Origin of the sequence: Flavobacterium suncheonense GH29-5 = DSM 17707 (genome assembly GCF_000430025.1) — a bacterium.
Classification (GTDB): Bacteria; Bacteroidota; Bacteroidia; order Flavobacteriales; family Flavobacteriaceae; genus Flavobacterium; species Flavobacterium suncheonense.
This window is the reverse complement of sequence record NZ_AUCZ01000004.1, coordinates 237,018-260,447: the sequence shown is the minus strand read 5'-3', so window position 1 is coordinate 260,447 and position 23,430 is coordinate 237,018. Positions and strand designations below refer to the sequence as shown.

At 40.7% G+C, this 23,430-nt stretch carries 21 protein-coding genes; 12 read left to right on the top strand and 9 right to left on the bottom strand.

Annotation, left to right across the window (positions count from 1 at the left end):
- Positions 1-8: 8 nt before the first annotated feature.
- The 3 genes from G498_RS0103560 to ytxJ are packed head-to-tail and all read right to left on the bottom strand — an operon-like array spanning position 9 to position 1,564.
- Positions 9-578: a DinB family protein gene (locus tag G498_RS0103560; RefSeq protein WP_035743876.1), complete on the bottom strand. Its 570-nt coding sequence runs from the start codon at positions 576-578 to the stop codon at positions 9-11.
- 55 nt (positions 579-633) lie between these two features.
- The gene (locus tag G498_RS0103555) at positions 634-1,173 is read right to left on the bottom strand and encodes a Crp/Fnr family transcriptional regulator (protein WP_051269678.1); all 540 of its coding nucleotides are present in this window, start codon (positions 1,171-1,173) and stop codon (positions 634-636) included.
- Position 1,174: 1 nt separating this feature from the next.
- Positions 1,175-1,564: a bacillithiol system redox-active protein YtxJ gene (gene ytxJ, locus G498_RS0103550; protein WP_026979893.1), complete on the bottom strand. Its 390-nt coding sequence runs from the start codon at positions 1,562-1,564 to the stop codon at positions 1,175-1,177.
- A 154-nt stretch (positions 1,565-1,718) separates the two neighbouring features.
- Here ytxJ and clpB point away from each other — a divergent pair, with 154 nt between their 5' ends.
- The 4 genes from clpB to G498_RS0103530 all read left to right on the top strand — a co-directional run bounded on the left by clpB (position 1,719) and on the right by G498_RS0103530 (position 8,076).
- Positions 1,719-4,322, top strand: coding sequence for an ATP-dependent chaperone ClpB (clpB, locus tag G498_RS0103545; RefSeq protein ID WP_026979892.1), 2,604 nt, complete (start codon positions 1,719-1,721; stop codon positions 4,320-4,322).
- Positions 4,323-4,615: 293 nt separating this feature from the next.
- On the top strand, positions 4,616-5,179 hold the full coding sequence (locus G498_RS0103540) for an NfeD family protein (RefSeq protein ID WP_026979891.1): 564 nt from the start codon (positions 4,616-4,618) through the stop codon (positions 5,177-5,179).
- 9 nt (positions 5,180-5,188) lie between these two features.
- The gene (locus G498_RS0103535) at positions 5,189-6,703 is read left to right on the top strand and encodes a flotillin family protein (RefSeq protein WP_026979890.1); all 1,515 of its coding nucleotides are present in this window, start codon (positions 5,189-5,191) and stop codon (positions 6,701-6,703) included.
- A 128-nt stretch (positions 6,704-6,831) separates the two neighbouring features.
- Positions 6,832-8,076 (top strand): MFS transporter, encoded by a 1,245-nt coding sequence (locus G498_RS0103530; RefSeq protein WP_026979889.1) that lies wholly within the window; start codon positions 6,832-6,834, stop codon positions 8,074-8,076.
- Positions 8,077-8,114: 38 nt separating this feature from the next.
- On the opposite strand, the gene G498_RS0103525 is transcribed toward G498_RS0103530, so the two are convergent.
- Positions 8,115-8,654, bottom strand: a complete 540-nt coding sequence (locus G498_RS0103525; RefSeq protein ID WP_026979888.1) for a hypothetical protein — start codon at positions 8,652-8,654, stop codon at positions 8,115-8,117.
- A gap of 309 nt (positions 8,655-8,963) precedes the next feature.
- Positions 8,964-9,257 carry a hypothetical protein gene (locus tag G498_RS0103520; protein WP_240470435.1) on the bottom strand — a complete coding sequence of 98 codons (294 nt, stop codon included), beginning with the start codon at positions 9,255-9,257 and terminating at the stop codon, positions 8,964-8,966.
- Between the two features lie 128 nt (positions 9,258-9,385).
- Here G498_RS0103520 and G498_RS0103515 point away from each other — a divergent pair, with 128 nt between their 5' ends.
- Genes G498_RS0103515 through smpB form a run of 3 tightly spaced genes read left to right on the top strand, consistent with a single transcriptional unit; the run spans position 9,386 to position 10,942 of the window.
- On the top strand, positions 9,386-9,943 hold the full coding sequence (locus tag G498_RS0103515; protein WP_026979886.1) for a GNAT family N-acetyltransferase: 558 nt from the start codon (positions 9,386-9,388) through the stop codon (positions 9,941-9,943).
- A 10-nt stretch (positions 9,944-9,953) separates the two neighbouring features.
- Positions 9,954-10,445: a SixA phosphatase family protein gene (locus G498_RS0103510; RefSeq protein ID WP_035743912.1), complete on the top strand. Its 492-nt coding sequence runs from the start codon at positions 9,954-9,956 to the stop codon at positions 10,443-10,445.
- A gap of 44 nt (positions 10,446-10,489) precedes the next feature.
- A complete protein-coding gene (gene smpB, locus G498_RS0103505) occupies positions 10,490-10,942 on the top strand; it encodes an SsrA-binding protein SmpB (RefSeq protein WP_026979884.1) in 453 nt (150 codons plus the stop codon).
- On the opposite strand, the gene G498_RS0103500 is transcribed toward smpB, so the two are convergent.
- From G498_RS0103500 to G498_RS15325, 4 genes are all read right to left on the bottom strand, one after another.
- Positions 10,939-11,580, bottom strand: coding sequence for a protein-L-isoaspartate(D-aspartate) O-methyltransferase (locus G498_RS0103500; RefSeq protein WP_026979883.1), 642 nt, complete (start codon positions 11,578-11,580; stop codon positions 10,939-10,941). The two genes, smpB and G498_RS0103500, sit on opposite strands and share 4 nt — an antisense overlap.
- A gap of 151 nt (positions 11,581-11,731) precedes the next feature.
- The gene (locus G498_RS0103495) at positions 11,732-12,910 is read right to left on the bottom strand and encodes an efflux RND transporter periplasmic adaptor subunit (protein ID WP_051269673.1); all 1,179 of its coding nucleotides are present in this window, start codon (positions 12,908-12,910) and stop codon (positions 11,732-11,734) included.
- A 6-nt stretch (positions 12,911-12,916) separates the two neighbouring features.
- Positions 12,917-17,260, bottom strand: a complete 4,344-nt coding sequence (locus G498_RS0103490; RefSeq protein WP_026979881.1) for a CusA/CzcA family heavy metal efflux RND transporter — start codon at positions 17,258-17,260, stop codon at positions 12,917-12,919.
- A gap of 82 nt (positions 17,261-17,342) precedes the next feature.
- On the bottom strand, positions 17,343-17,732 hold the full coding sequence (locus G498_RS15325; protein ID WP_051269668.1) for a hypothetical protein: 390 nt from the start codon (positions 17,730-17,732) through the stop codon (positions 17,343-17,345).
- Between the two features lie 270 nt (positions 17,733-18,002).
- On the opposite strand from G498_RS15325, the gene G498_RS0103480 reads away from it, so the two are divergent.
- The 5 genes from G498_RS0103480 (at position 18,003) to G498_RS0103460 (ending at position 23,405) form a co-directional block, all read left to right on the top strand.
- Positions 18,003-18,980 (top strand): Gfo/Idh/MocA family protein, encoded by a 978-nt coding sequence (locus G498_RS0103480; RefSeq protein ID WP_026979880.1) that lies wholly within the window; start codon positions 18,003-18,005, stop codon positions 18,978-18,980.
- Between the two features lie 29 nt (positions 18,981-19,009).
- The gene (locus G498_RS0103475) at positions 19,010-19,897 is read left to right on the top strand and encodes a 3-hydroxyacyl-CoA dehydrogenase family protein (RefSeq protein ID WP_026979879.1); all 888 of its coding nucleotides are present in this window, start codon (positions 19,010-19,012) and stop codon (positions 19,895-19,897) included.
- Positions 19,898-20,003: 106 nt separating this feature from the next.
- Complete coding sequence (locus G498_RS0103470; protein WP_026979878.1) at positions 20,004-21,224, top strand: DUF1015 domain-containing protein; 1,221 nt, start codon at positions 20,004-20,006, stop codon at positions 21,222-21,224.
- A 58-nt stretch (positions 21,225-21,282) separates the two neighbouring features.
- Positions 21,283-21,942, top strand: a complete 660-nt coding sequence (locus G498_RS0103465) for a YggS family pyridoxal phosphate-dependent enzyme (protein WP_026979877.1) — start codon at positions 21,283-21,285, stop codon at positions 21,940-21,942.
- A 101-nt stretch (positions 21,943-22,043) separates the two neighbouring features.
- A complete protein-coding gene (locus tag G498_RS0103460; RefSeq protein ID WP_026979876.1) occupies positions 22,044-23,405 on the top strand; it encodes an exonuclease domain-containing protein in 1,362 nt (453 codons plus the stop codon).
- Positions 23,406-23,430: the final 25 nt, after the last annotated feature.

Sequence of the window (23,430 nt, the reverse complement as noted above, 5' to 3'; positions counted from 1 at the left end):
TCCGGAGTTTAGGCTTCGGATTTTTCTATTGCATTCTTTTGAAAAGCCAAAACTTTTTCGGCCTGAAGCACATGTCTTTGGTTATGATAAATCACAAACCGGAAGGTATCGCCCAATTTGATGCGAATCCATTTCGCAATACTGATGCCGGTTTTTACTTTGTTCAGGTTTGCGCTTTGTGAATTTTCCAGCAATTCCAACATCTTATGCTGCTGAAGGATAAACGTATCGATAACCTTTCTGTTTAATGTGCTGCCTGACGGATTCATCTGCTTGAAGGTTTTCATCTTGTTCAATTTCGCTTTGGGCTGCATGCTCTTGGCAAAATAATCGCCTAATAAACCCGGACGGAACTCGGAATCCGGTGCGTCTGTAGCATTCTGCATCGATTTTTCTATTTCCGGAAGATAAAAATTTCCGTATCTGTTTAAGTGCTCCAGACATTCCAAAACACTCCAGCTTTCCGCATCGGTTCTCCAATTTAACGCTGTATCGGATAAAGTTTGAAGCTGTTGTGCAAAATCAATATGCTGATGCACTGAATTTTTTAGTCCCCAAATTAGATCTTTCGTTTTCATTATCTTTATTTTAGGCAAATTTCAGCATTAATCCGCAGTAAAAAATTGATTGAAATCAAGACTTTTTCAAACGCGACAATGTTTCAGGCGTCATGCGAAGATAATTAGCTATGTACTTATGCGGAATTTCCTGAAAAAGACGAGGGCTTCGTTTCAAAACTCTGGAATAGCGCTCGTTTACCGACGAAATAAGCAAATCTTTTTCGCGCTCCATTTGCTGTAACACTAAGTTTTCAAGGATGGCGTTCCACAGCTTCAGGTTCTCTTCACTTTCGTTGATAAATTCGAAAAAAACTTTCTTAGAGATGATTTTCACAGTTGTTTTCTTAATCGCCTGAATGTAAAAATCAGAAGGTTGTTCTGTCAGGAAAGAATCTAACGAAACAATCAAATCGTTCAGATAGCCAAACCGGATGATTTGTTCTTCGCCTTCTTGCTCAATAAAAATCCGGAGGCTTCCTTCTTCTATGAAATAAATGTTAGTATCAATGGTTCCGGCTACTTTCAGAAATTCATTCCGCTTCAGGACCAAATCCTTTTCAAACAGGTTGTGTGCTGTAAGTAATGCTAAAATTCCGGAAGGTTGCACTGCCATTTTAAAGATAGTTTTTCAAATCCTCTGCATCGATAGCACTGTGGGAAGCGTCATAAACCGCCTTACCATTTTTAATTACAATGAGTTGCGGCGACTGATGCACCACGCCAAATCGTTCGGCCACTTCATTGGATAAGGAACGGTATGCCAGCAAATCAAGAAAATAAAGTTCCATCTTCTCAAATTCGATATCAAACTGCTTCGCGAATTGATTCCAGGCCATACGGCTTACCGAACATCGGGTGCTGTGTTTAAAAATAGCCACAGGTTTTTCAAAAGAAATCTTTTCAATTTCATCCAACGGCGTTTCTTCCAGATACATCCAAAAGGACTTTGGCTGTTCCTCTTTATTCCTGTTATTTTCACCGAAAAGCGTAGTAAAAAACCCCATAATTTGTCGCGTTTTCAGACATTTTGTCCTAATTTTATACGGGAAATCAACCAAAATCAGTCATTTTGTCCTGATTTCTGCACTTGGAACACAAATTGTCTATTTGAATGCAAAGCTAAACAAAAACAACCACAGACAAACAACATTTAACGATATGAATTTAAACAATTTAACTATTAAATCGCAAGAGGCTTTGCAGCAGGCACAGCAAATTGCACAAGGTAACGGCCAGCAACAGCTGGAAAACGAACACATCTTTAAAGGTATTTTAGAGGTGGACGAAAACGTTGCGCCATTCATCTTAAAAAAACTGAATGTAAACGTAAACCTGTTCAAACAGATTCTGGACAGCACCATTCAGAGTTTCCCGAAAGTTTCGGGCGGCGATTTAATGCTTTCCCGTGAAGCCGGAACCGCGTTAAACGAAGCCAACATCATTGCTAAAAAAATGAACGACGAATACGTTTCGATTGAACATTTAATCTTAGCCATTTTTAAATCCAAAAGCAAAGTTGCGCAAATTTTAAAAGACCAAGGCGTAACCGAAAAAGGTCTGGAAGCCGCGATTGCCGAAATCCGCAAAGGAGAACGCGTAACCTCAGCCTCAGCCGAAGAAACGTACAATGCACTAAACAAATACGCCAAAAATTTAAACCAGTTGGCCAATGACGGCAAACTCGATCCGGTGATTGGCCGTGATGAGGAAATCCGCCGCGTGCTACAGATTTTATCCCGAAGAACTAAAAACAACCCGATGCTGATTGGAGAACCCGGTGTGGGTAAAACCGCCATTGCAGAAGGCTTAGCCCACAGAATCGTAGCCGGTGACGTTCCGGAAAACCTGAAAGACAAAGTTGTGTACTCTTTGGATATGGGAGCCTTAATTGCCGGAGCCAAATACAAAGGGGAATTCGAAGAGCGTTTGAAATCCGTAGTGAAAGAAGTAACTTCCGCGGAAGGCGACATCGTACTTTTCATTGACGAAATCCACACGTTGGTAGGTGCCGGAGGTGGCGAAGGTGCTATGGATGCAGCCAATATCTTAAAACCTGCTTTAGCACGAGGCGAATTAAGAGCCATCGGTGCCACCACTTTAGACGAGTATCAAAAATATTTCGAGAAAGACAAAGCCTTAGAGCGTCGTTTCCAGAAAGTTAACATCGATGAACCCGATACCGAAAGTGCGATTTCGATTTTACGCGGTATCAAAGAGAAATACGAAACACACCACAAAGTGCGCATCAAAGACGATGCAATTATTGCGGCTGTGGAATTGTCACAGCGTTACATCACCAATCGTTTCTTACCGGACAAAGCTATCGACTTGATGGACGAAGCCGCTTCCAAACTGCGCATGGAAATCAACTCCAAACCGGAAGAATTAGACGTTTTGGACCGTAAAATCATGCAATTGGAAATCGAAATCGAAGCGATTAAACGTGAAAACGACGAGAACAAACTGAAAATTTTAGGTTTAGATTTGGCGAACTTAAAAGAAGAGCGCAACGAAGTTTTCACCCGCTGGAAATCCGAAAAAGATCTGGTGGACAACATCCAAAACGTAAAACAGCAAATTGAAGATTTCAAAGCCGAAGCCGAACGTGCCGAACGCGACGGTGATTACGGAAAAGTAGCCGAAATCCGTTACGGAAAAATAAAAGAAGCTCAGGAAAAACTGGACGGTTTACAAAAACAGTTACAGGAAAACCAATCGGATAAATCGTTGATTAAAGAAGAAGTAACCCACGACGACATCGCCGAAGTAGTAGCCAAATGGACTGGAATTCCGGTAACCAAAATGCTGCAGAGCGAACGCGAAAAATTACTGAAACTCGAAGACGAATTGCACCACAGAGTAGTCGGCCAGGAAGAAGCGATTCAGGCCATCAGTGACGCTGTCCGCAGAAGCCGCGCCGGATTACAGGATGCTAAAAAACCTATCGGTTCCTTCCTGTTCTTAGGAACGACCGGAGTCGGAAAAACCGAATTGGCGAAAGCTCTAGCAGAATATTTATTCGACGATGAAAACGCGATGACCCGAATCGACATGAGCGAATATCAGGAACGTCACAGCGTAAGCCGTTTAGTAGGTGCGCCTCCGGGATATGTGGGCTATGATGAAGGCGGTCAGCTTACCGAAGCCGTGCGAAGAAAACCGTATTCCGTAGTGCTTTTGGACGAAATCGAAAAAGCGCATCCGGACACCTTCAACATCCTGTTACAGGTTTTGGACGAAGGACGTTTGACCGACAACAAAGGCCGTCTGGCGGATTTCAAAAACACGATCATCATCATGACCTCCAACATGGGAAGTCACATCATACAAGAGAAATTCGAAAATTTAAAAGGCGGTATCGAAGCGGCTACCGAAGCAGCCAAAACAGAAGTGTTGGGCTTGCTAAAACAAACCGTGCGTCCGGAATTCATCAACCGTATCGATGAAATCGTGATGTTCACGCCGCTAACAGACGAAAACATCCGCGAAATCGTTGGTTTACAGTTAAAAAGCGTCATCAAAATGCTGGCACAACAACACATTACGATGGATGCCACTCCCGAAGCCATTGCGTACTTATCCGAAAAAGGATACGATCCTACTTTTGGAGCAAGACCGGTAAAACGTGTGATTCAGCGTGAAGTTTTAAACCAGCTTTCCAAAGAAATTCTTGCCGGAAAAGTAACCACAGACAGTATCATCCTGTTAGACAGTTTCGACGGACAGTTAGTCTTTAGAAATCAAACACACAAAGAAGAGTAATAGTTTTTCATATTTTTTATTTTGGTTTTTTGGTTGTACCCGACTGGTTTTTAAAAGAATCAGTCGGGTATTTTTTTGGAGCGAATGGTCAGTGCGTTTTTGGATTCCCTATTCCTGCTGTCCGCTGTATTTTTTACACCTGTCTGGTGTAAAAAGATGTCGCTCCCATCAGGGCTAAACGGTAAAGGTCATACACAAAATCAGCTTCCAAATCCTGAAAATTGTGTCACTATTTTCAAAATAATTTGTAACTTTTTTAAGAATACTCCGTAAAAACAGTAAACAACCAAATTATGACCTTCCTGGAAAATTATGATTCTTTGCTCAAAGCGTTCTGGTATATCGCTTTGCCGGTAAGTCTGTTCTTTTTAATCCAAACCGTTGCTACTTTTATGGGATTGGGTGGAGCAGACACCGAAACCGATTTTGAGACCGAAACCCACGACGGTGATATGCCGTTCGAATTGTTCACCCTCCGAAACTTAATCAACTTTTTATTAGGATTCAGCTGGGGCGGCATTTCCTTGTACAACCTGATTGAAAACAAAGCCGTTTTAATTCTGGCTGCCATTTTAATCGGATTGTTCTTTGTGGCCGTTTTCTTCTTCATCATCAAACAATTGCTGAAACTGAGCGAAGACAACTCGTTTACCTACGAAAAAACCATTAACAAAACCGGAACCGTGTATTTAACCATTCCGGAAAGAAAATCAGGAACGGGAAAAGTGCAAATCAGTGTGGGCGGCAGTATTCATGAACTAGCGGCTTTAACCGAAAATGATAAAATCGAAACCGGAAGTGTGGTAAAAGTAATCCGCATTGAAAACCATAACCTGCTAATTGTTGAAAAAATTTAATTAACCAATATGACACAAATTATTATTATCGTTGTTTTTGTACTAGTTCTTTTTGTAACTATTACCGCCTTAATTTCACGCTACAAGCGATGTCCGTCCGACAAAATTTTAGTAATCTACGGTAAAACCGGCGGAACTTCCGCAAAATGTGTTCACGGTGGAGGTGCCTTCATCTGGCCGGTCATTCAGGATTATTCCTTTTTGGATTTAAAACCGATATCCATTGAAGCCAACCTGACCAACGCCCTTTCCAGACAAAACATCCGTGTTGATGTACCTTGTCGTTTTACCATTGCCATTTCTACCGACACAGAAAGTATGAACACGGCAGCGGAACGCTTATTGGGTTTAACTCCGGAACAGATTCAGGAACTGGCCAAAGATATTCTTTTCGGACAATTGCGTCTGGTAATTGCAACGATGACCATTGAAGAAATTAATTCCGACCGCGATAAATTCTTAGACAACATTTCCAAAAACGTGGACACGGAACTGAAAAAAATCGGTTTAAAACTAATCAACGTTAACGTAACCGATATTAAAGACGAATCCGGTTATATTGAAGCGTTAGGAAAAGAAGCGGCTGCAAAAGCCATCAACGAAGCTAAAATTTCTGTAGCCGAGCAGGAAAAAATCGGGGAAACCGGTAAAGCCGTTGCAGACCGAGAAAAAGACGTTCAGATCGCCGAAACGCACCGTGACCGTGATGTTAAAATCGCCATCACCAACAAAGACCGTGAAATCAGTATTGCTTCGGCATTTAAGGATGAAAGCATCGGTAAAGCAGAAGCGGAACGGGATACGCGTGTAAAAACTTCCGAAGCAAATGCTATTGCAATTCAGGGGGAAAACGAAGCGAAAATTGCCATTGCACAATCGGAGGCTGTCAGAAGGGAAAAAGAAGCCGAAGCCTTGCGTATCGCCTTAGCTTCCGAAAAAGTACAACAGGCAAAAGCTTTGGAAGAATCCTATGTGGCGGAACAAAAAGCAGAACAAGCCAGAGCTGAAAGAGAACGTTCTACCCAAAACGCAAACATCGTGGTACCGGCTGAAATCGCCAAACAAAAAGCAATCATCGACGCACAGGCCGAAGCGGAAAGAATCCGTGAGCAGGCAAAAGGTGAAGCCGATGCGATTTATGCCAAAATGGAAGCGGAAGCGAAAGGTTTATACGAAATCTTAACCAAACAGGCTGAAGGTTACAAAGAAGTGGTTTCTGCTGCCGGCGGTGATCCGACGAAAGCCTTCCAGTTGTTATTGATTGAGAAATTACCGGACTTGGTGAAAACCCAGGTGGAAGCCGTTAAAAACATCAAAATTGATAAAATTACCGTTTGGGATTCCGGAAATGGTGACAACGGAAACGGTTCTACGGCAAATTTTGTTTCCGGTATGATGAAAACCGTACCGCCTTTAAACGATTTGTTTAACATGGCCGGATTAAACCTTCCCACCTATCTGAAAGGAGAAGATACGGCAGATACTGTTGAAACCGCAGAAAGCGAAACTCCTGCTAAAGAATAATCAACAGTATAGCCCTGCTAATACTAAAAGAGTTGTCATCATTGGCAGCTCTTTTTTTATATGAATGATGTAAAAGTTCTTCTAATTTCAGGAATTTTCTATTTTTGACCACCAAACCAAAAACAAAAATGAAAGAATTCACCCTGAACGAGAAACTGAAACACCTGTTCTCTTTTCCTGTAATTGTCGCAGCCTTAGGTTATTTCGTGGATATTTACGACTTATTGCTGTTCGGTATTGTACGCCTTCCCAGTTTAAAAGATTTGAATCTGGATGTTGATACCGCGGGTACACTTATCCTAAACTATCAGATGACGGGATTGCTGCTTGGCGGGATTCTCTGGGGCATTTGGGGCGATAAAAAAGGGCGTCTTTCCGTACTTTTTGGTTCCATTTTAGTGTATTCGCTGGCTAATATTGCCTGCGGATTTTTACCACAAATGCCGGTTGAAGACAAAACAACGGTTTATGCCGTATTGCGCTTTATTGCCGGAATCGGATTGGCGGGAGAATTAGGCGCCGGAATTACTTTAGTATCGGAATCCCTGCCCAAACAGTTGCGCGCCATTGGTACGTCTATCGTGGCCGGTTTTGGGTTGCTGGGCGCTGTGGTTGCCCAGTTAACCGTTGAACTCGCCGGCGATTGGACCATTGCCTACTTCATCGGTGGCGGATTGGGAATTCTGCTTTTGTTCTTAAGGGTAAGCGTGGCGGAATCGGGAATTTACAACGAAATCAAAGATTCTGACAACATTCAAAAAGGCAATTTCTTTTCGTTTTTTACCAATTGGGATCGGTTTGTTAAGTATATGAAATGTATTGCCATTGGCTTACCAACCTGGTTTTGTATTGGAATTTTAGCCATGATGGCCAATCAGTTTGCTCCGGTTATGGGTATTTCTTCCATAGCGCCCGGCAAAGCGATTATGTGGGCTTATGTGGGGATTTCGATTGGGGATTTTGCCAGCGGTTTTATTTCACATTGGCTGCATTCCCGAAAGAAAGCGATTTTATACATGATGCTGTTTACCATTATCGGGGTGTTGTTACTGCTGTTTTCAGGAAAAATGTCTGAGAATATGTATTATTTTTATTGTGCCTGGTTAGGCTTAGGTACGGGTTATTGGGCGATGTTTGTAACGGTAGGCGCTGAACAATTCGGCACAAACATAAGAAGCACGGCAACCACTACCATTCCCAACATGGTTCGCGGTCTGGTTCCGGTAATGCTTTTGGCATTTGATTCTTTTAAACTTAATAGCGGAGTCATCCTTTCCGCAACCATCGTAGGGTTTATCGCTTTTGGATTAGGGATTTACGCCACACTAACCATCTCGGAAACGCACAACAAAGATTTGGATTTTACGGAATAAAAAAAGCTGCCAATCGGCAGCTTTTTAGCTTTATAGTATTAACCTTTAAGCAGTTGGCCTTTCGAATTGACCACTATTCTTTTGGTTTCTTTATCCTTTTTCAGTTTCAGATTGTACTGTTTTTTAACAATATCTCCGTCTTCCTGAGCATACAAATACTTGTCATTTACAATTTGCCATCCCGGAAATTCTTTATAAACTCCATAAATAACAGACATTGGCAATTTCACATTATCATACTTTTCTACCACTCTGGTAAGTTTTCCTTTTTCGTTATAGGTAGCAACTAAGGAACCGTCTTTAATTTTCATGGTTACCAGATAATTTTCATAGCCTTCGTAGTCTTTTCCTAAATCATAAGCAATAAAGGCATCCTGCAAGTTTTTGATTTTCTGATCTTTACTTTCATACTCAGGCAAATATACAGAGAAATCATCACCGGCTTTCTTAATTACAATTTCAGGCAAATTTCTTGATTCCATTGCCTCTTCCTCTTCAAAAATGTTTTTAGGGGCATCTTGGGCCATAGCCGTATACGACATTCCCAATACTAATAATAGTCTTGCAATTGATTTCATAATGTTCGGTTTTGATTAAATGATTAATGACGACTGTTCGGGAAAAACTTTGGATAAGGCTTACTATTACTTCCCCTTTTTGTTAGTATGACATTTTTCCCTGCATTCTCAAAGCATCAGAATGGGATTACCTTATGAAATTCAATGGATTATTTTACAAGTAGAGGTAGACGGAGGAGTTTTACTGTGATAAAGGTACTCTATTTGAAAACAGCAGTTTGTTAAAATTATCTACATAAAATGTTATAATTTTTTGGGTAATTTTAGCATTTGACAAATTCATAAAAAAAAAGCTATCAAATGACAGCTTTAAATTGTTTTATAAATTCTTTTGATGGGAATTACGACTCCCTGTTTTAAGATTATCCGTTCATCGGTAAGTCCCCAAATAGTAGTGTCTACCACTTTTTTAGATTTATCGTCTTCAAAATAAATTTTTATTTTTAAATGTTCCAGATTGCCTAACGCTAAAGCGCGATTCAAATCGTTTTGTCGCTGTAAAATTGCTTCTTTATCATCATCTAAAACATCATTTTCCGGAAACGACAAAGAGCTAATAAGCTCTTTATCAATTGTTTCATACATCGATTCCATAGTATTCATAATTAGTCTGTTAGTTTTTGGTCTTATAAATTTAATAATTTTTATAAAATAAACAGTATTTCAACTATTTTTTTAATGTATTCCTTTAATTCTTCTTAAAAGACTAACTTTACAAAAAAGATTACCATATGCTGATTTTCGATTTTTCAGACTTCCCAATACTGGAAACCAACCGATTACTGTTACGTCAAATCGTAAAAGAAGATGCCAGCGAAATGTTTGCCCTGCGCTCCAATCCGGAAATCATGAGGTACATTCCGCGTGAAATGCCAAAAAACATCGACGATGCCATAAATCACATCGAATACATGCAGGGACTTTTAGACAATAATGAATGTATCAACTGGGCCATTTGTTTAAAAGAAAACCCAAAACTAATCGGCAACATTGGTTATTTCAGAATGCAGCCGGAAAACCACCGGGCAGAAATCGGCTACATGCTCGCAACCGAATTTCACGGAAAAGGAATCATGCAGGAAGCCTTAACACGAATCATCGAATATGGTTTTCAAAACATGAAACTGCATTCCATAGAAGCCGTTACCGATCCCGAAAATTATCCATCCTGGAAACTGCTGGAGAAAAACGGTTTCATCCGCGAAGGGCATTTTAAACAGGATACTTATTGGCAGGGCGTATATCTGGACAGTTTTGTGTATTCGCTCTTAAACCCAAATGAAAATTAATTTTACCGATATGAAATTGAAATTTATTGTTACTCTGATTGTTATGTTTTTCACACAACTTGACAACGCTCAAAACCAACCGACCACTTTCTACCTGATTCGTCATGCGGAAAAGGCGGACAATTCCGCAAATCCTGAGTTATCAGAAGCCGGGTTAAAAAGAGCAGAAAACTGGAGTACAATTTTGTCTGACATCAAATTTGACGAAGTATACAGTACCAATTACAAGAGAACCATTTCCACCGGTACACCAACAGCCGAAAAGAATCATAAAACCATAAAAATTTACGATCACAAAACTTTTGATGCTTCCTCGTTCATCAAAGAAAATCTGCACAAAAATGTACTTGTTGTAGGCCACAGCAACACCATTCCGACTCTTGTAAACAAACTGACCGGAAAAACGGTTTACACGGATATTGACGAAACGGATTTCGGGAATCTTTATATAGTTATGGTTAACGGTGATTCGGTTAGCTGTCAGTTGTTGAAATTACCGTAAACAGGTATTGCTCCATCTTCATTTTGTTCTTACATTTGCTCCCTATGCAAAAAACAGTCAACATACTGAATAAAAGAGCCAAATTCGATTACGAAATACTCGAAAAATATACGGCCGGAATCGTTTTAACCGGAACGGAAATCAAATCAATCCGTCTGGGAAAAGCCGGTATTGCTGAAAGTTTTTGCGAATTCCACAACGGAGAACTGTTTGTAATCAACTCCCACATAGAAGAATACCTTTACGGAACGCATTACAACCACAAAGCGAAAAGCGAACGAAAATTACTTTTGAACAAAAAAGAGCTTAAAAGTCTGGAAAAAAGTCTTCAGAACAAAGGTTTGACCATCATTCCGCTGCGTCTATTCACTAACGAAAAAGGTTTGGCAAAACTGGACATCGCCTTATGCCGCGGAAAGAAAACCTTCGACAAACGCGAAACCATCAAAGACCGCGACAACAAGCGCGATCTGGACCGTATCAAAAAATCACATTAGTTTTTATCTTCCAGAAGCGGAACAAAACGGAAATCGCCAAATTCGTGTTTTTCAAACTGGGTTTCGTTTTTACGGATAAGCAGTGTCATCACCTGAACATCTTCCCCGACAGGAATCACCAGCCTTCCTCCTATTTTTAACTGTGCCATAAGCGGCTGCGGAATATACGGCGCACCGGCAGTTACAATAATACTGTCAAACGGAGCATAGGCCGGAAGTCCTTTGTAACCATCGCCAAAAGCCAGATGTTTCGGACGAATGTGCAGTTTCGGCAATAAAAGTGACGTCGTTTTAAACAATTCGTTTTGTCTTTCGATGGAATACACTTTCGCGCCCATCGTACATAAAACAGCCGTCTGATAACCGGAACCCGTACCGATTTCCAAAACCTTATCGTCTTTTTTCACCTGAAGCAATTCGGTTTGAAACGCAACGGTGTACGGTTGAGAAATAGTCTGTCCTGCACCAATCGGGAACGGTTTGTCCTGATAGGCAAAATCTTCAAAACTCGAATTCAGAAATAAGTGGCGCGGAATCTTTCTGATGGCTTCCAATACATTTTTATCGGTAATTCCTTTCTTCTCCAAAAGGCTTACCAACTGATTTCTAAGTCCTTGATGTTTGGCTAAATCTCTCACGTTTTCGGCTTGTTTGTTGCTGTAAAATTAGCAAAGAAATCGGCAATTTAAAATCAAAAAGGCAATTTTAACCGAATAACAAATGCTTTTCTGATTCGTTTTTCTTAATGGCTTCATGCTGCTGATTTTACAGCGGTAACAAACTTACTTTTTATTCTTCGTCCGTGTTTTTTAATTTCATCAATAAGGTGTAGGCACCTTTGTTCACAATCGTTTTTCCTTTAAGAATTTCGCTGTTTTTAATGGTAACAAAACCGTTTTCCTCAGTTCCTAAAGTTACTTCCTCCATTTTGTAGGTTTGTTTTTCTGTTTCTACAAACACAAAATTTTTGGCTTCAAAATTTACAATGCTTTGTTCCGGAAGTGAATTATCCAGCGAACTCACGGTTTCTATATCGGCATTCATGTACAAGCCCGGAAGCAATTCTTTTGAATATTGAGAAAAAGAACAATGGATTTCCGTTACCCCGTTTGTGGTAATGTCCCGGTTAATCAGCATAATTTTAGCCGGATATTTTTTCTCCGGATTGGCATTAGTGTAAGCGGTTACGGACTGACCTATTTTTAAGACATTCACATCGCTTTCATACACTTTCAGGTTCAGATGAATGTTTGACGGGTTAATCAGTTCAAACAAAATATCGGAAGGCGTAACGTACTTCCCGACGTTTACATTCACCTTGCTCACAAATCCGTTAATCGGGCTTAATACGGGAATACTCTTGGAAATTTTAGTAGCCGTAAGCGTATTTGGATTAATGTTGATGAGTTTCAGCTGTTCGCCTAACGCATGCATGGCCACCTGCTGGTTGTTCATCTCGGTTTGTGCCTGTTGCATGATTTTATCACTGGCGGCCTGACTTTCGTTCAAATCTTTCTGACGATTGTAATCCAGCAGCGCATAATTGTATTTCGATTTGGCCTGAAGATAATCCTGCTGCAACTTTACATACTCAGGATTTTCCATGGTCGCCAGAACTTGTCCTTTGGTAACCGGCATCCCTGGAAGCAGTTTGGTAGTTTTAAGATAACCGCCCAAAGGAACGCTCACTGAAATCATATTTTGCGGCGGAACATCAATTTTTCCGTTTAAATGCAGCACATTGGCCATGTTTTTTTCGGATAACTTGGTGAAGGTCAAGTCGGCGTTTTTGAATTGCGCATCGGTTAAAACCACGGTGTTTTCATCGGTTTCAGCCTGAAATTGAGGTTCCGTTTTAGGTTCGGATTTACAATTTATAAAAAGGAACGACAAGCTCAGCATGATGAAAATGCTGCGGTATCGGTTCACAAACGTTGGTCTATTTTTAACAGAAGAGAAACGATTCATCTGATTTTAATTTAAGTTAAGATAATTGATTTTCACGATACTTTCATTCAAAGCCCACACCGCATCGGCATAATTGTTCTGAACGCTTATCGCCTGATTCACAAGCAGTACAAAATCCAGGTAATTGATTTCACCGTTCACAAACTGCAGTTGCGCTATTTTAAGAATCGTATCGGCATTTTTCAGTCCGGTGGTCTGATAATAGGTTACAATTTCGAGATTGCTTTGGTAAGTGGCCAATAGTTTACTGCGCTCTGTTTGCAATGCTTGTTGCGTAGCCTGAAATTCCTGTTCGGCTACTTTTTCGGCGATTTTAGACGTTTGTACTCTTGCACGTTGCCCGAAAGTAAAAACAGGTAACGAAATCCCGGCCTGAACCGAATGAAAGCGCGTGTTGGTTGTATAATCAGTACCATCCGGGCCTACGCCTTTAAAACTTGTATTGTTGTAACCCAATAACAAGGACGGTAACAGTTTCGCGCGTTCCACTTTAGTCTGTTGCTCCGCAATCTTCTTTTGATGTTGGATTTGAAGCAAGTAGGGGTTTTGGGAAATATCATCCTTTACTTCCGTTAACGGCATAATTTGTTCCGAAGCATCCGGTACCAACTGCTTTTCGGTATTCAGCAACAACTGAAACTGAAGTGACGTCAAAGCCATTTCCTGTCGAAGCTGTTTCAGACGGATCATGATTTCACTTTTCTGATTTTCAGCGGTTACTTTCTCCAAAACATTGCTTTCTCCTTTTCGCAGGCGAAGCTCGGATTTGGTGTAAAAATTACTGTACAGTGTGTCCGCCTTTTGCAAAAGCTGCTCTTTCTGCTGCAAATAAACCAAGGTGTAAAACGCTTGGGTAACGGCTTTTTTAAGTTCAAATTCCTGTAATGAAACGCTCAGAACGCTCTGTTTCCACTCTTCAGTGTTAAGCTGTTTTTGTCTGCTGTAAAGTGTAGGCAAGGCAAAACTCTGGCTGATGCCGAATTTGGTGTCGTTGTAAACACTGTTGATTTGTCCGTAGTCTGCCGTCAGATTGGCTTGTGGCAAATCGGGTGCGGTTTTAATCATGGCTTTGGCGTAATCCGAACGCAGTTTTTCACTTTTCAGTTTGTGATTGTTCTCCAAAGCGGTTGTGATGGCGTCATTCAGACTGATTTTGGTTTGCGCAGTTGCAGTTGCACCGGTTAGCATCATCAGCATAAGAATAACAGGTATTTTTTTTCTGAAACTAATCATAGGTATTCCTTTTTCAAATTGAATAAATAAAAGCGGTAACACGAAAAGCGTTAAAAAGGTGGCTACCAACAAACCGCCGATTACCACTGTGGCCAAAGGTCGTTGTACTTCGGCACCGGCACCGTTGCTTAAGGCCATCGGTAAAAAGCCAAGAGATGCAACAAAAGCGGTCATCAGTACCGGTCGCAGTCTTTTTCGCGTACCGTCTACCACTACTCGGGTTATGTTGGTCATTCCGGATTTTTTGAGGCGGTTGAATTCGGCAATCAGTACAATTCCGTTTAATACCGAAACTCCGAAAAGGGCAATAAACCCGACACCGGCACTGATACTGAACGGCATACCGCGCAACGCTAAAAAGAAAATACCACCGATAGCAGACAACGGAATCGCTGTATAAATCAGTAAACTTTCCTTAATGGAATTAAAGGCAAAAAACAACAGGATGAAAATCAGCAATAAAGAAACCGGAACGGCGATTATCAAACGATCTTTCGCCTGATTGAGGTTTTCAAAGGAACCGCCATAAGTAATCGAATACCCTACAGGCAGCTTAATCTGATTTTCAACTTTTTGCTGTAATTCCTGAACGATACTCTGTACATCGCGGTCTTTTATGTTAAAACCAACAATGATTCTTCTTTGGGCATTTTCCCTTTGAATCTGGTTCGGACCGTCTTTAATATCCACACTAGCCAATTGCGACAACGGAATTTGCATTCCGGAAGCAGTAGGAATCAGCAATTGTCGGATATCGTTAAGGTTTTTTCGATTATCAGACTTAAGGCGAACCACCATATCGAAATGTTTTTCTCCTTCATACACCAATCCGGCCGTTTGGCCTGCGAAAGCGGTATTTACCACACGATTAACATCTGCAACAGACAAACCGTATTGCGCAACCATTGGTCGGTTGTACTGAATGATAACCTGAGGCATTCCGGTAACCGGTTCAATATAAAGGTTTTGCGCTCCTTCTACGGTATTAATGATTTTCCCGATTTTGGAAGCGGTAGCGGCAAGCGTATCAAGATGTTCTCCGAATACCTTGATGACCACATCCTGGCGCGCTCCGGTCATCAGTTCGTTGAAACGCATTTGCACCGGATACTGAAATCCTACAGTGATGCCGGGCACATCCTCTAAAGCCGTGCTCATTTTATCGGAAAGCTCCGGAAAGGTTTTGGCAGAAGTCCATTCTTTTTTGTCTTTCAGCACCACAACCATGTCGCTCGCATCCATCGGCATCGGATCGGTGGGTACTTCTCCGCTTCCGATTTTGGTTACCACTTTTTCCACTTCCGGAAAGCGGGTTTTCAGAATATGTGCTGCTTTTTGGGTACTCTCAATGGTTGTATTCAGGTTACTTCCGCTTAAAACCCTTGTCTCAACTGCAAAATCGCCTTCTTCCAATGAGGGAATGAACTCACCTCCCATCCGCGAAAGCGTAAAAATGGCCGCAATAAAAAGTGTCGCAACGGATATCAGTACAAACTTAGGCTGCTTTAAAATTCTAACCTGCAATTTTTGAAAAGATGCTTCCACTTTAGCCATGATGCGCTCGGAAAAATTTTGTTTATGGCTGACTTTTCGACTCAACACATAGGCACTCATCATCGGAATGTAAGTTAACGACAGTAAAAACGCACCTAACAAGGCAAAAGCTACGGTTTGTGCCATAGGTTTGAACATTTTTCCTTCGATTCCCTGTAACGATAAAATCGGAAGATAAACAATCAGAATGATTACCTGACCGAAGACCGCACTGTTCATCATGGTACTGGCCGAACCGATAACCGTGTTATCCATTTCTTTTTTAGACAGATTGGTCATTTTTTTGTACTTCGCATTGTGCGATAAATGATGCATGACCGATTCGACAATAATCACCCCGCCATCAATAATTAAACCGAAATCGAGCGCCCCGAGACTCATTAAATTCCCGCTTACGCCGAAAAGGTTCATCATACAAATCGCAAACAACATCGATAACGGAATCACGGAAGCCACAAGTAAGCCGGCACGAAGATTTCCTAAGAACAGTACCAAAACCAGCACTACAATTAAGGCTCCTTCCAGCAAATTGGTTTCTACGGTTCCGATGGCGTTGTTTACCATTTTGGTCCGGTCTAAGAACGGTTCAATCACTACGCCTTTGGGTAAGGTTTTCTGGATTTCCGCAATTCTTTCTTTTACATTTTTAATAACGTGATTGCTGTTTGCGCCTTTCAGCATCATTACAACGGCTCCGGCCACTTCACCGTCGTCATTATAGGTTAATGCACCGTATCGTGTGGCAAATCCGGTTTTCACTTCGGCTATATCTCTGATAAACAAAGGCGTACCGCTGTCTTTAGAAGGAATGGCAATGTTTTTAATATCTTCAATGCTGCCGATTAAGCCTTCACTCCGAATGTATAAAACGGTTGGTCCTTTTTCAATATAAGCGCCGCCTGTGTTCTGGTTATTAGCCTCCAAAGCGTCAAAAACATCGTTAATTGTAATACCGTGCGCACTTAATTTATCGGAATTGACGGCTATTTCAAACTGCTTTAATTTTCCTCCGAAACTGCTTACTTCGGCAACGCCTTTAACGCCAAGCAATTGTCGTCGTACAATCCAATCCTGAATGGTCCGTAATTCGGTTAAACTGAATTGTTTCTCGTACCCTTTTTCGGGACGCACCACGTATTGGTAAATTTCACCTAATCCTGTGGAAATCGGTCCTAATTCCGGAGCACCGATTCCTTTTGGAATCTGACTCTGAACCTGTTGCAGTCGTTCTGCCACTTGCTGACGTGCCCAATAAACATCTACATCGTCTTCAAAAACAATGGTTACCAATGACAAACCGAAGCGGGAAAAACTGCGGATTTGGGAAGTTCCGGCAATATTACTAACCGATTGCTCCACTGGAAAAGTAACCAGCCGTTCAATATCGTTGGCACCAAAAGAAGGCGCAACTGTGATAACCTGAACCTGATTGTTGGTAATATCAGGAACGGCATCAATCGGTAATTTTGTGGTTTGATATACGCCCAAAACAACTAGGGCAATAACCATCAAACCAATGATAAGTTTGTTCCTTACGGAAAACGCTATGATTTTGGTAAGCATAATGCTAATCTTATTTTAACTTTTAGAACTAAACAGGAACAGACATCCTAATGATGTTTATCCCCCTGAAAATCAAATAAAATCAGCAGGTTTTGGGCGGTTGCCAGATCGAGGAAAGATAAATAGAGGTATAAATAAAACCCGTATAAACAAGACTTTGCTTTTTACCGGCAGGTATATTTTTTACAGGCAGTTCAGATTCAACATCTGCAGCAGGGAAGAATGCTAAATCGGATGTGTTATGCGACAACACTTTAAACGGAAGTTGCATGTCCCGGTCTAAATCTTTGCCGTGGTGGCTGTTTTTGGAGTAATGCAAGCAAAGAAAATCCCAAAAGTTCATTTTCGGATTGTTTTTCTTATGCTCGGTAAAATGTTCTATCAACACCGGGAATTTCAGCAGTTCTCCTAACGGGGTAGTACCCAGAAGATACAAAGAAAGCAATGCTATAACTACTGATTTTTTCATCATTCAAATTTAAAAAGAATAATCATTCATTAAGCAAACTGAAGTAGTTTTTAAGCAAATTTTAATTGTCATTCCCAGAAATCTGCTGGAATTTGAAATTTTTTGAATATTAATTTCCATATTTTTGCCAGTGGACTTTTTTTAGAATAAATTTGAATTGCTGAAAATCTTTTACAACCCACACCTCTAAAACTTTTTGTGGGCTTACCGGAATTACAGCACTATTAATTTTATATACAACTGTTTTGAAAATCAGTATTTTATCCTAACCATATGAATCAACCACTAAAAGTAGGCGTTTTAGGTGCCGGTCACCTTGGAAAAATACATTTACGATTACTGCAACAATCTGAAAAATTTGAATTAGTAGGTTTTTACGATGAAAATCAGGAATACGCCGAAAAAATAGCTACCGAATTTGGGTACAAACATTTCGACACCATTGCCAAATTAATTCACGCGGTGGATGTAGTCGATATTGTAACCCCTACACTTTCCCACTACAAATGTGCCAGAGTTGCCATTAAATCCGGAAAACACGTTTTTATTGAAAAACCAATTTCCACAACTGTTGAAGAAGCCGAAGAAATCATCGCTTTAGCCAAAGAATACAACGTTAAAGGTCAAGTGGGTCATGTGGAGCGTTTTAATCCGGCGTTTAAGGCAGTAAAACATAAAATCGAAAATCCGATGTTTATTGAAACGCACCGTTTAGCAGAATTCAACCCGCGCGGTACCGACGTTCCAGTGGTTCTGGATTTGATGATTCACGATATTGATGCCATTTTGAGCGTGGTCAATTCCAAAGTGAAAAGCGTTAATGCCAGCGGTGTTGCGGTTATCAGTGATTCTCCGGATATTTCCAACGCGAGAATCGAATTTGAAAACGGTTGTGTGGCCAACATCACTTCGAGCCGTATTTCGATGAAAAACATGCGTAAATCGCGTTTCTTTCAGAAAGATGCCTACATCTCGGTAGATTATCTGGATAAAGTCTGTGAAGTCGTGAAAATGAAAGATGCTCCTGAAGTACCGGGCGATTTCGACATGATTTTACAGAATGCGGAAGGCGTGAAAAAACAAATCTATTATGATAATCCAACGGTAGAACCCAACAACGCCATTTTAGACGAACTGGAATCTTTTGCCGATGCCATCCACAACAACACCACTCCGGTAGTAACGTTGGAACAGGCTACGGAAGCTTTGCGTGTGGCGTATCAGATAATTGATTCTATGGAAAAGAAGTAACTCATAACTTATAATTTATAACTCAAATAATGAAAAACATAGCTGTAATCGGATCAGGAACCATGGGTAACGGAATTGCCCACACCTTTGCACAATCAGGTTTCACCGTAAAATTAATTGATATTTCAGAAAAAGCCCTGGAAAAAGGAATGGCAACCATCGCCGCAAACCTTGACCGTATGGTGGCAAAAGGAACGATTTCCGAAGAAGACAAACACAAAACCATCGGCAACATCATTACTTATACCGATGTAAAAGACGGCGTTGTAGGCTGTGATTTAGTAGTGGAAGCCGCTACGGAAAACGTAACTCTAAAACTGAACATCTTCAAACAGTTAAGCGAGATTTGTGATCATAACGTAATTTTAGCGACAAACACCTCTTCAATTTCAATTACACAGATTGCAGCACAGGTGGTTCATCCGGAACGCGTTATCGGAATGCACTTCATGAATCCGGTGCCGATTATGAAATTGGTGGAAATCATTCGCGGATACAACACTTCCGACGAAGTAACCAAAATCATCATGGATTTATCGGTGAAATTAGGCAAAACACCAACCGAAGTAAACGATTACCCAGGTTTCGTAGCCAACCGAATCCTAATGCCGATGATTAACGAATCCATCGAAACTTTATATAATGGCGTTGCCGGTGTTGAAGAAATCGACACGGTTATGAAATTAGGTATGGCACACCCGATGGGGCCACTTCAGTTAGCTGATTTTATTGGTCTTGACGTATGTTTATCCATCCTAAACGTAATGTACGACGGTTTCAAAAATCCTAAATATGCACCATGTCCGCTATTAGTAAATATGGTAATGGCAGGAAAATTAGGCGTGAAATCCGGAGAAGGTTTTTACGACTACTCGGAAAGCAAAAAAGCAGAGAAAGTTTCGAAACAATTTGTATAAAAGCTAAAAGGGACAAGGGATAAGTTACAAGAAACCGTTACTTTTTCCCTTATCCCTTGTCCCTTGTCCCTTTTTTGTTTTTTCTTATCCCTTATCCCTCAAAGAAATGGCTCAAATCATTCCATTCAAAGCAGTACGACCAACGGCCGACAAAGTAAGCCTGGTAACTTCGCGTTCCTACGACGATTATGGAGCGACGGAACTGGCTGCTTATCTGGAGTTTAACCCGTTTTCGTTTTTGCATATCCTGAATCCGGCGTATGTAAACCAGCAGAAAATAGGGTTTGAAAAGCGATTTAAAGCGGTTCAGCATAAATATCAGGATTTCAAAAAAGACGGCATTCTCATTCAGGAAGACAAAGCGGTGTTTTATCTATATGAAATTCAGTCAAAAAGCCATACGTTTACGGGAATTTTAGCGGGAACTTCGGTGGAAGATTATCAGAACAATGTCATCAAAAAACACGAAGATACGTTGCAGTACCGTGTGGAATTGTTCAAAGATTACCTGCATCAGACGGGTTTTAACACCGAACCGGTTTTGATTACCTACAAGGACGATTCGGATTTAACTCACTGGATTACAGCCAAAAAGAAAGATCATCCGATTTACGAATTTTCCACTACAAACAAAGAAAAACACATTCTCTGGAAAATTGAAGGTGATGCAGAAATCGCATGGTTGCAACAAAAATTTCAGGAGATTGGCGATTTGTATATTGCGGACGGCCATCACCGTTCGGCTTCCTCGGAATTGTTGTATGAAGAAGATAAACATTCGGGCAACGAAAATCTGAATTATTTCATGAGTTTCCTGATTGCGGATTCCAATGTGAAAATTTACGAGTACAATCGCATTATCAGTGATTTAAACGGACATTCCAAAGAAGATTTCATCAGAAAAGTGGCCGAGAATTTCGTCATCAAAACCAAAAAACAGGAATTGTGGAAACCAAAGCACAAGTTTGAATTCGGGATGTATTTTGATGGGGAATTTTATGCGTTGCGCTTGAAAGAAGAAAAATTCCATTTCGATAATGTTCTGTCTAAATTAGATGCACAAATTCTGTATGACACCGTTTTAAAACCGATTTTAGGCATTGAAGATTTGCGCACCGATGACCGAATCGCTTACATTCCTGGAACAAAATCCATCACATCGATAAAAGAATTGGTGGATAATGGGGAATACGAAGTCGGCTTTATGCTCTACCCTATTGATATTAAGGAAATTAAAGCTATTGCTGATGAAAATTTAATCATGCCGCCAAAGAGTACTTATATCGAACCGAAATTTCGCAGTGGTTTGGTGGTGTATGAGTTGTGATAGATTGTTAGATTGATTACGGCTGAAAACTGTGACTGTGACTGAAAACTCCAAAAATATGTCCATAACACAAAACCTTCAATATATAAAATCCACGCTTCCTGAGCATGTAACCTTGGTAGCCGTTTCCAAAACCAAACCCGTTAGTGATTTGATGGAAGCCTACGATGCCGGTCAGCGCGTTTTTGGTGAAAATTATGTTCAGGAATTAGTGGACAAACAACCGCAATTGCCAAACGATGTGGAATGGCATTTCATCGGACACTTGCAAAGCAACAAAGTAAAATATATCGCGCCTTTTGTAAGTTTGATTCACGGGGTGGACAGTTTGAAATTGTTGCAGGAAATCAACAAACAGGCCCTGAAAAACAATCGGGTAATTGACTGTTTGCTTCAGATATATATCGCCGAGGAAGAAAGCAAATTCGGTTTAGATGAAAAAGAACTGAACGAAATTTTATCTTCCGATGAACTGAAAAACCTGAATAACATAAAAGTCGTTGGTTTAATGGGTATGTCTACTTTCACGGACAATCAGGCACAAGTGAAAAAAGAATTCCAAAACCTGAAAGCTGTTTTCGACAAATACAAAACCCTGAAAACTGAAAACTGCGACCTGAAAACCCTCTCCATGGGAATGTCCGGCGATTATGAGCTCGCAATTGACTGCGGAAGCACCATGGTTCGGATCGGAAGTAGTATCTTTGGCTCAAGATAAACCAAACCGCAAAGTACACTAAGAAATTGCGCTATGTACGCTAAGATTTTTTTGCGACCTTTGCGAAAACCTTGCGCTCATAGCGGTTAAAAAAATAAATTATTTACGCAATTCTCGACATAGAAACCACCGGAGGCCAATACAACGAAGAAGGTATTACGGAAATCGCCATCTATAAATTTGACGGCCACGAGGTTGTGGACCAGTTTATCAGTTTGGTGAATCCTGAAATTCCGATTCAGCCGTTTGTGGTGAAATTAACCGGAATTAACAATGCAATGTTGCGTTCGGCACCTAAATTTTATGAAATAGCCAAGCGTATTGTTGAGATTACAGAAGGCTGCATCATTGTAGCACACAATGCTTCTTTTGACTACAGAATCCTGCAAACCGAATTCCGACGCTTAGGTTTCGACTTCATAAAACCAACGCTTTGTACCGTGGAACTTTCCAAGAAATTGTTACCAGGACATCAGTCTTATAGTTTGGGAAAACTGGTACGCGCGTTAGGCATTCCGATGGCAGACAGACACAGAGCTTCCGGAGATGCCATGGCAACGGTTAAACTGTTCAAAATGCTGCTTTCCAAAGATTTGGAGAAGGAAATCGTGAAAAGTTATGTGAAAACCGAAATCAAAACAGGAATTTCGCCTAAACTGATGGATATTATTGACGGAATTCCGTCCAAAACCGGTATTTATTACATTCATCGGGAAGACGGAACGATTATCTACATCGGCAAAAGCAACAACATCAAAAAGCGTGTCAATCAGCATTTTACGGGTACTTCGCGTAAAGCTAAAAAAATACAAAATGAAGTTTTCGCGGTAACTTACGAAGAAACCGGCAGCGAGTTAATTGCCCTTTTAAAAGAAAGCGAGGAAATCAAAATAAACAAGCCAATTTACAACCGTTCGCAGCGGAAAACCATTTTTCCGTATGCATTGTATGCCGAGAAAGACAAAGACGGTTATCTGGCGTTAAAACTTCATAAAACCGACGGCCGTAAAAAGGAGATTACATCGTTTGCAACACTTCAGGAAGGAAAAGCTTTGCTTCATAAAATTACGGAAGAACATCAGTTTTGCCAGAAAATCAATGGTTTGTACAATACCAAAAAAGAGTGTTTTCAATACGATCTGAAGCAGTGTCTGGGTGCCTGTATCGGAAAAGAAGCTCCGGAAGACTACAACAAACGCGTTACTTATTTCCTGGAAAACAATCAGTTGCACAACCAAAGCATGGTCATTATCGACCGTGGCAGAAGCATCGACGAACGCAGCGCGGTTTTGGTGGAAAACGGCGTTTACAAAGGCTATTGTTTCTACGATTTAAATTATCAGATTAACAACATCGAAATTTTGAAAAACATCATCATTCCGATGCAGAACAACCGCGATTCCCGAAACATTATCCAGAATTACATCCGTAAGAAAAAAGTTCATAAAATCGTAAAGTTTTAAGTAAATTTGAATAATTCCGCATCAA

Excerpts from the sequence above, each read along its gene's own strand:
- G498_RS0103490 (WP_026979881.1), bottom strand. The coding sequence starts at position 17,260 with ATGCTTACCAAAATCATAGCGTTTTCCGTAAGGAACAAACTTATCATT.
- G498_RS0103530 (WP_026979889.1), top strand. The coding sequence starts at position 6,832 with ATGAAAGAATTCACCCTGAACGAGAAACTGAAACACCTGTTCTCTTTT.
- G498_RS0103525 (WP_026979888.1), bottom strand. The coding sequence starts at position 8,654 with ATGAAATCAATTGCAAGACTATTATTAGTATTGGGAATGTCGTATACG.
- ytxJ (WP_026979893.1), bottom strand. The coding sequence starts at position 1,564 with ATGGGGTTTTTTACTACGCTTTTCGGTGAAAATAACAGGAATAAAGAG.
- G498_RS0103480 (WP_026979880.1), top strand. The coding sequence starts at position 18,003 with ATGAATCAACCACTAAAAGTAGGCGTTTTAGGTGCCGGTCACCTTGGA.
- G498_RS0103510 (WP_035743912.1), top strand. The coding sequence starts at position 9,954 with ATGAAATTGAAATTTATTGTTACTCTGATTGTTATGTTTTTCACACAA.
- G498_RS0103535 (WP_026979890.1), top strand. The coding sequence starts at position 5,189 with ATGACACAAATTATTATTATCGTTGTTTTTGTACTAGTTCTTTTTGTA.
- clpB (WP_026979892.1), top strand. The coding sequence starts at position 1,719 with ATGAATTTAAACAATTTAACTATTAAATCGCAAGAGGCTTTGCAGCAG.
- G498_RS0103540 (WP_026979891.1), top strand. The coding sequence starts at position 4,616 with ATGACCTTCCTGGAAAATTATGATTCTTTGCTCAAAGCGTTCTGGTAT.
- G498_RS0103555 (WP_051269678.1), bottom strand. The coding sequence starts at position 1,173 with ATGGCAGTGCAACCTTCCGGAATTTTAGCATTACTTACAGCACACAAC.
- G498_RS0103560 (WP_035743876.1), bottom strand. The coding sequence starts at position 578 with ATGAAAACGAAAGATCTAATTTGGGGACTAAAAAATTCAGTGCATCAG.
- G498_RS0103465 (WP_026979877.1), top strand. The coding sequence starts at position 21,283 with ATGTCCATAACACAAAACCTTCAATATATAAAATCCACGCTTCCTGAG.
- G498_RS0103515 (WP_026979886.1), top strand. The coding sequence starts at position 9,386 with ATGCTGATTTTCGATTTTTCAGACTTCCCAATACTGGAAACCAACCGA.
- G498_RS0103520 (WP_240470435.1), bottom strand. The coding sequence starts at position 9,257 with ATGAATACTATGGAATCGATGTATGAAACAATTGATAAAGAGCTTATT.
- G498_RS0103475 (WP_026979879.1), top strand. The coding sequence starts at position 19,010 with ATGAAAAACATAGCTGTAATCGGATCAGGAACCATGGGTAACGGAATT.
- G498_RS15325 (WP_051269668.1), bottom strand. The coding sequence starts at position 17,732 with ATGATGAAAAAATCAGTAGTTATAGCATTGCTTTCTTTGTATCTTCTG.
- G498_RS0103470 (WP_026979878.1), top strand. The coding sequence starts at position 20,004 with ATGGCTCAAATCATTCCATTCAAAGCAGTACGACCAACGGCCGACAAA.
- smpB (WP_026979884.1), top strand. The coding sequence starts at position 10,490 with ATGCAAAAAACAGTCAACATACTGAATAAAAGAGCCAAATTCGATTAC.
- G498_RS0103495 (WP_051269673.1), bottom strand. The coding sequence starts at position 12,910 with ATGAATCGTTTCTCTTCTGTTAAAAATAGACCAACGTTTGTGAACCGA.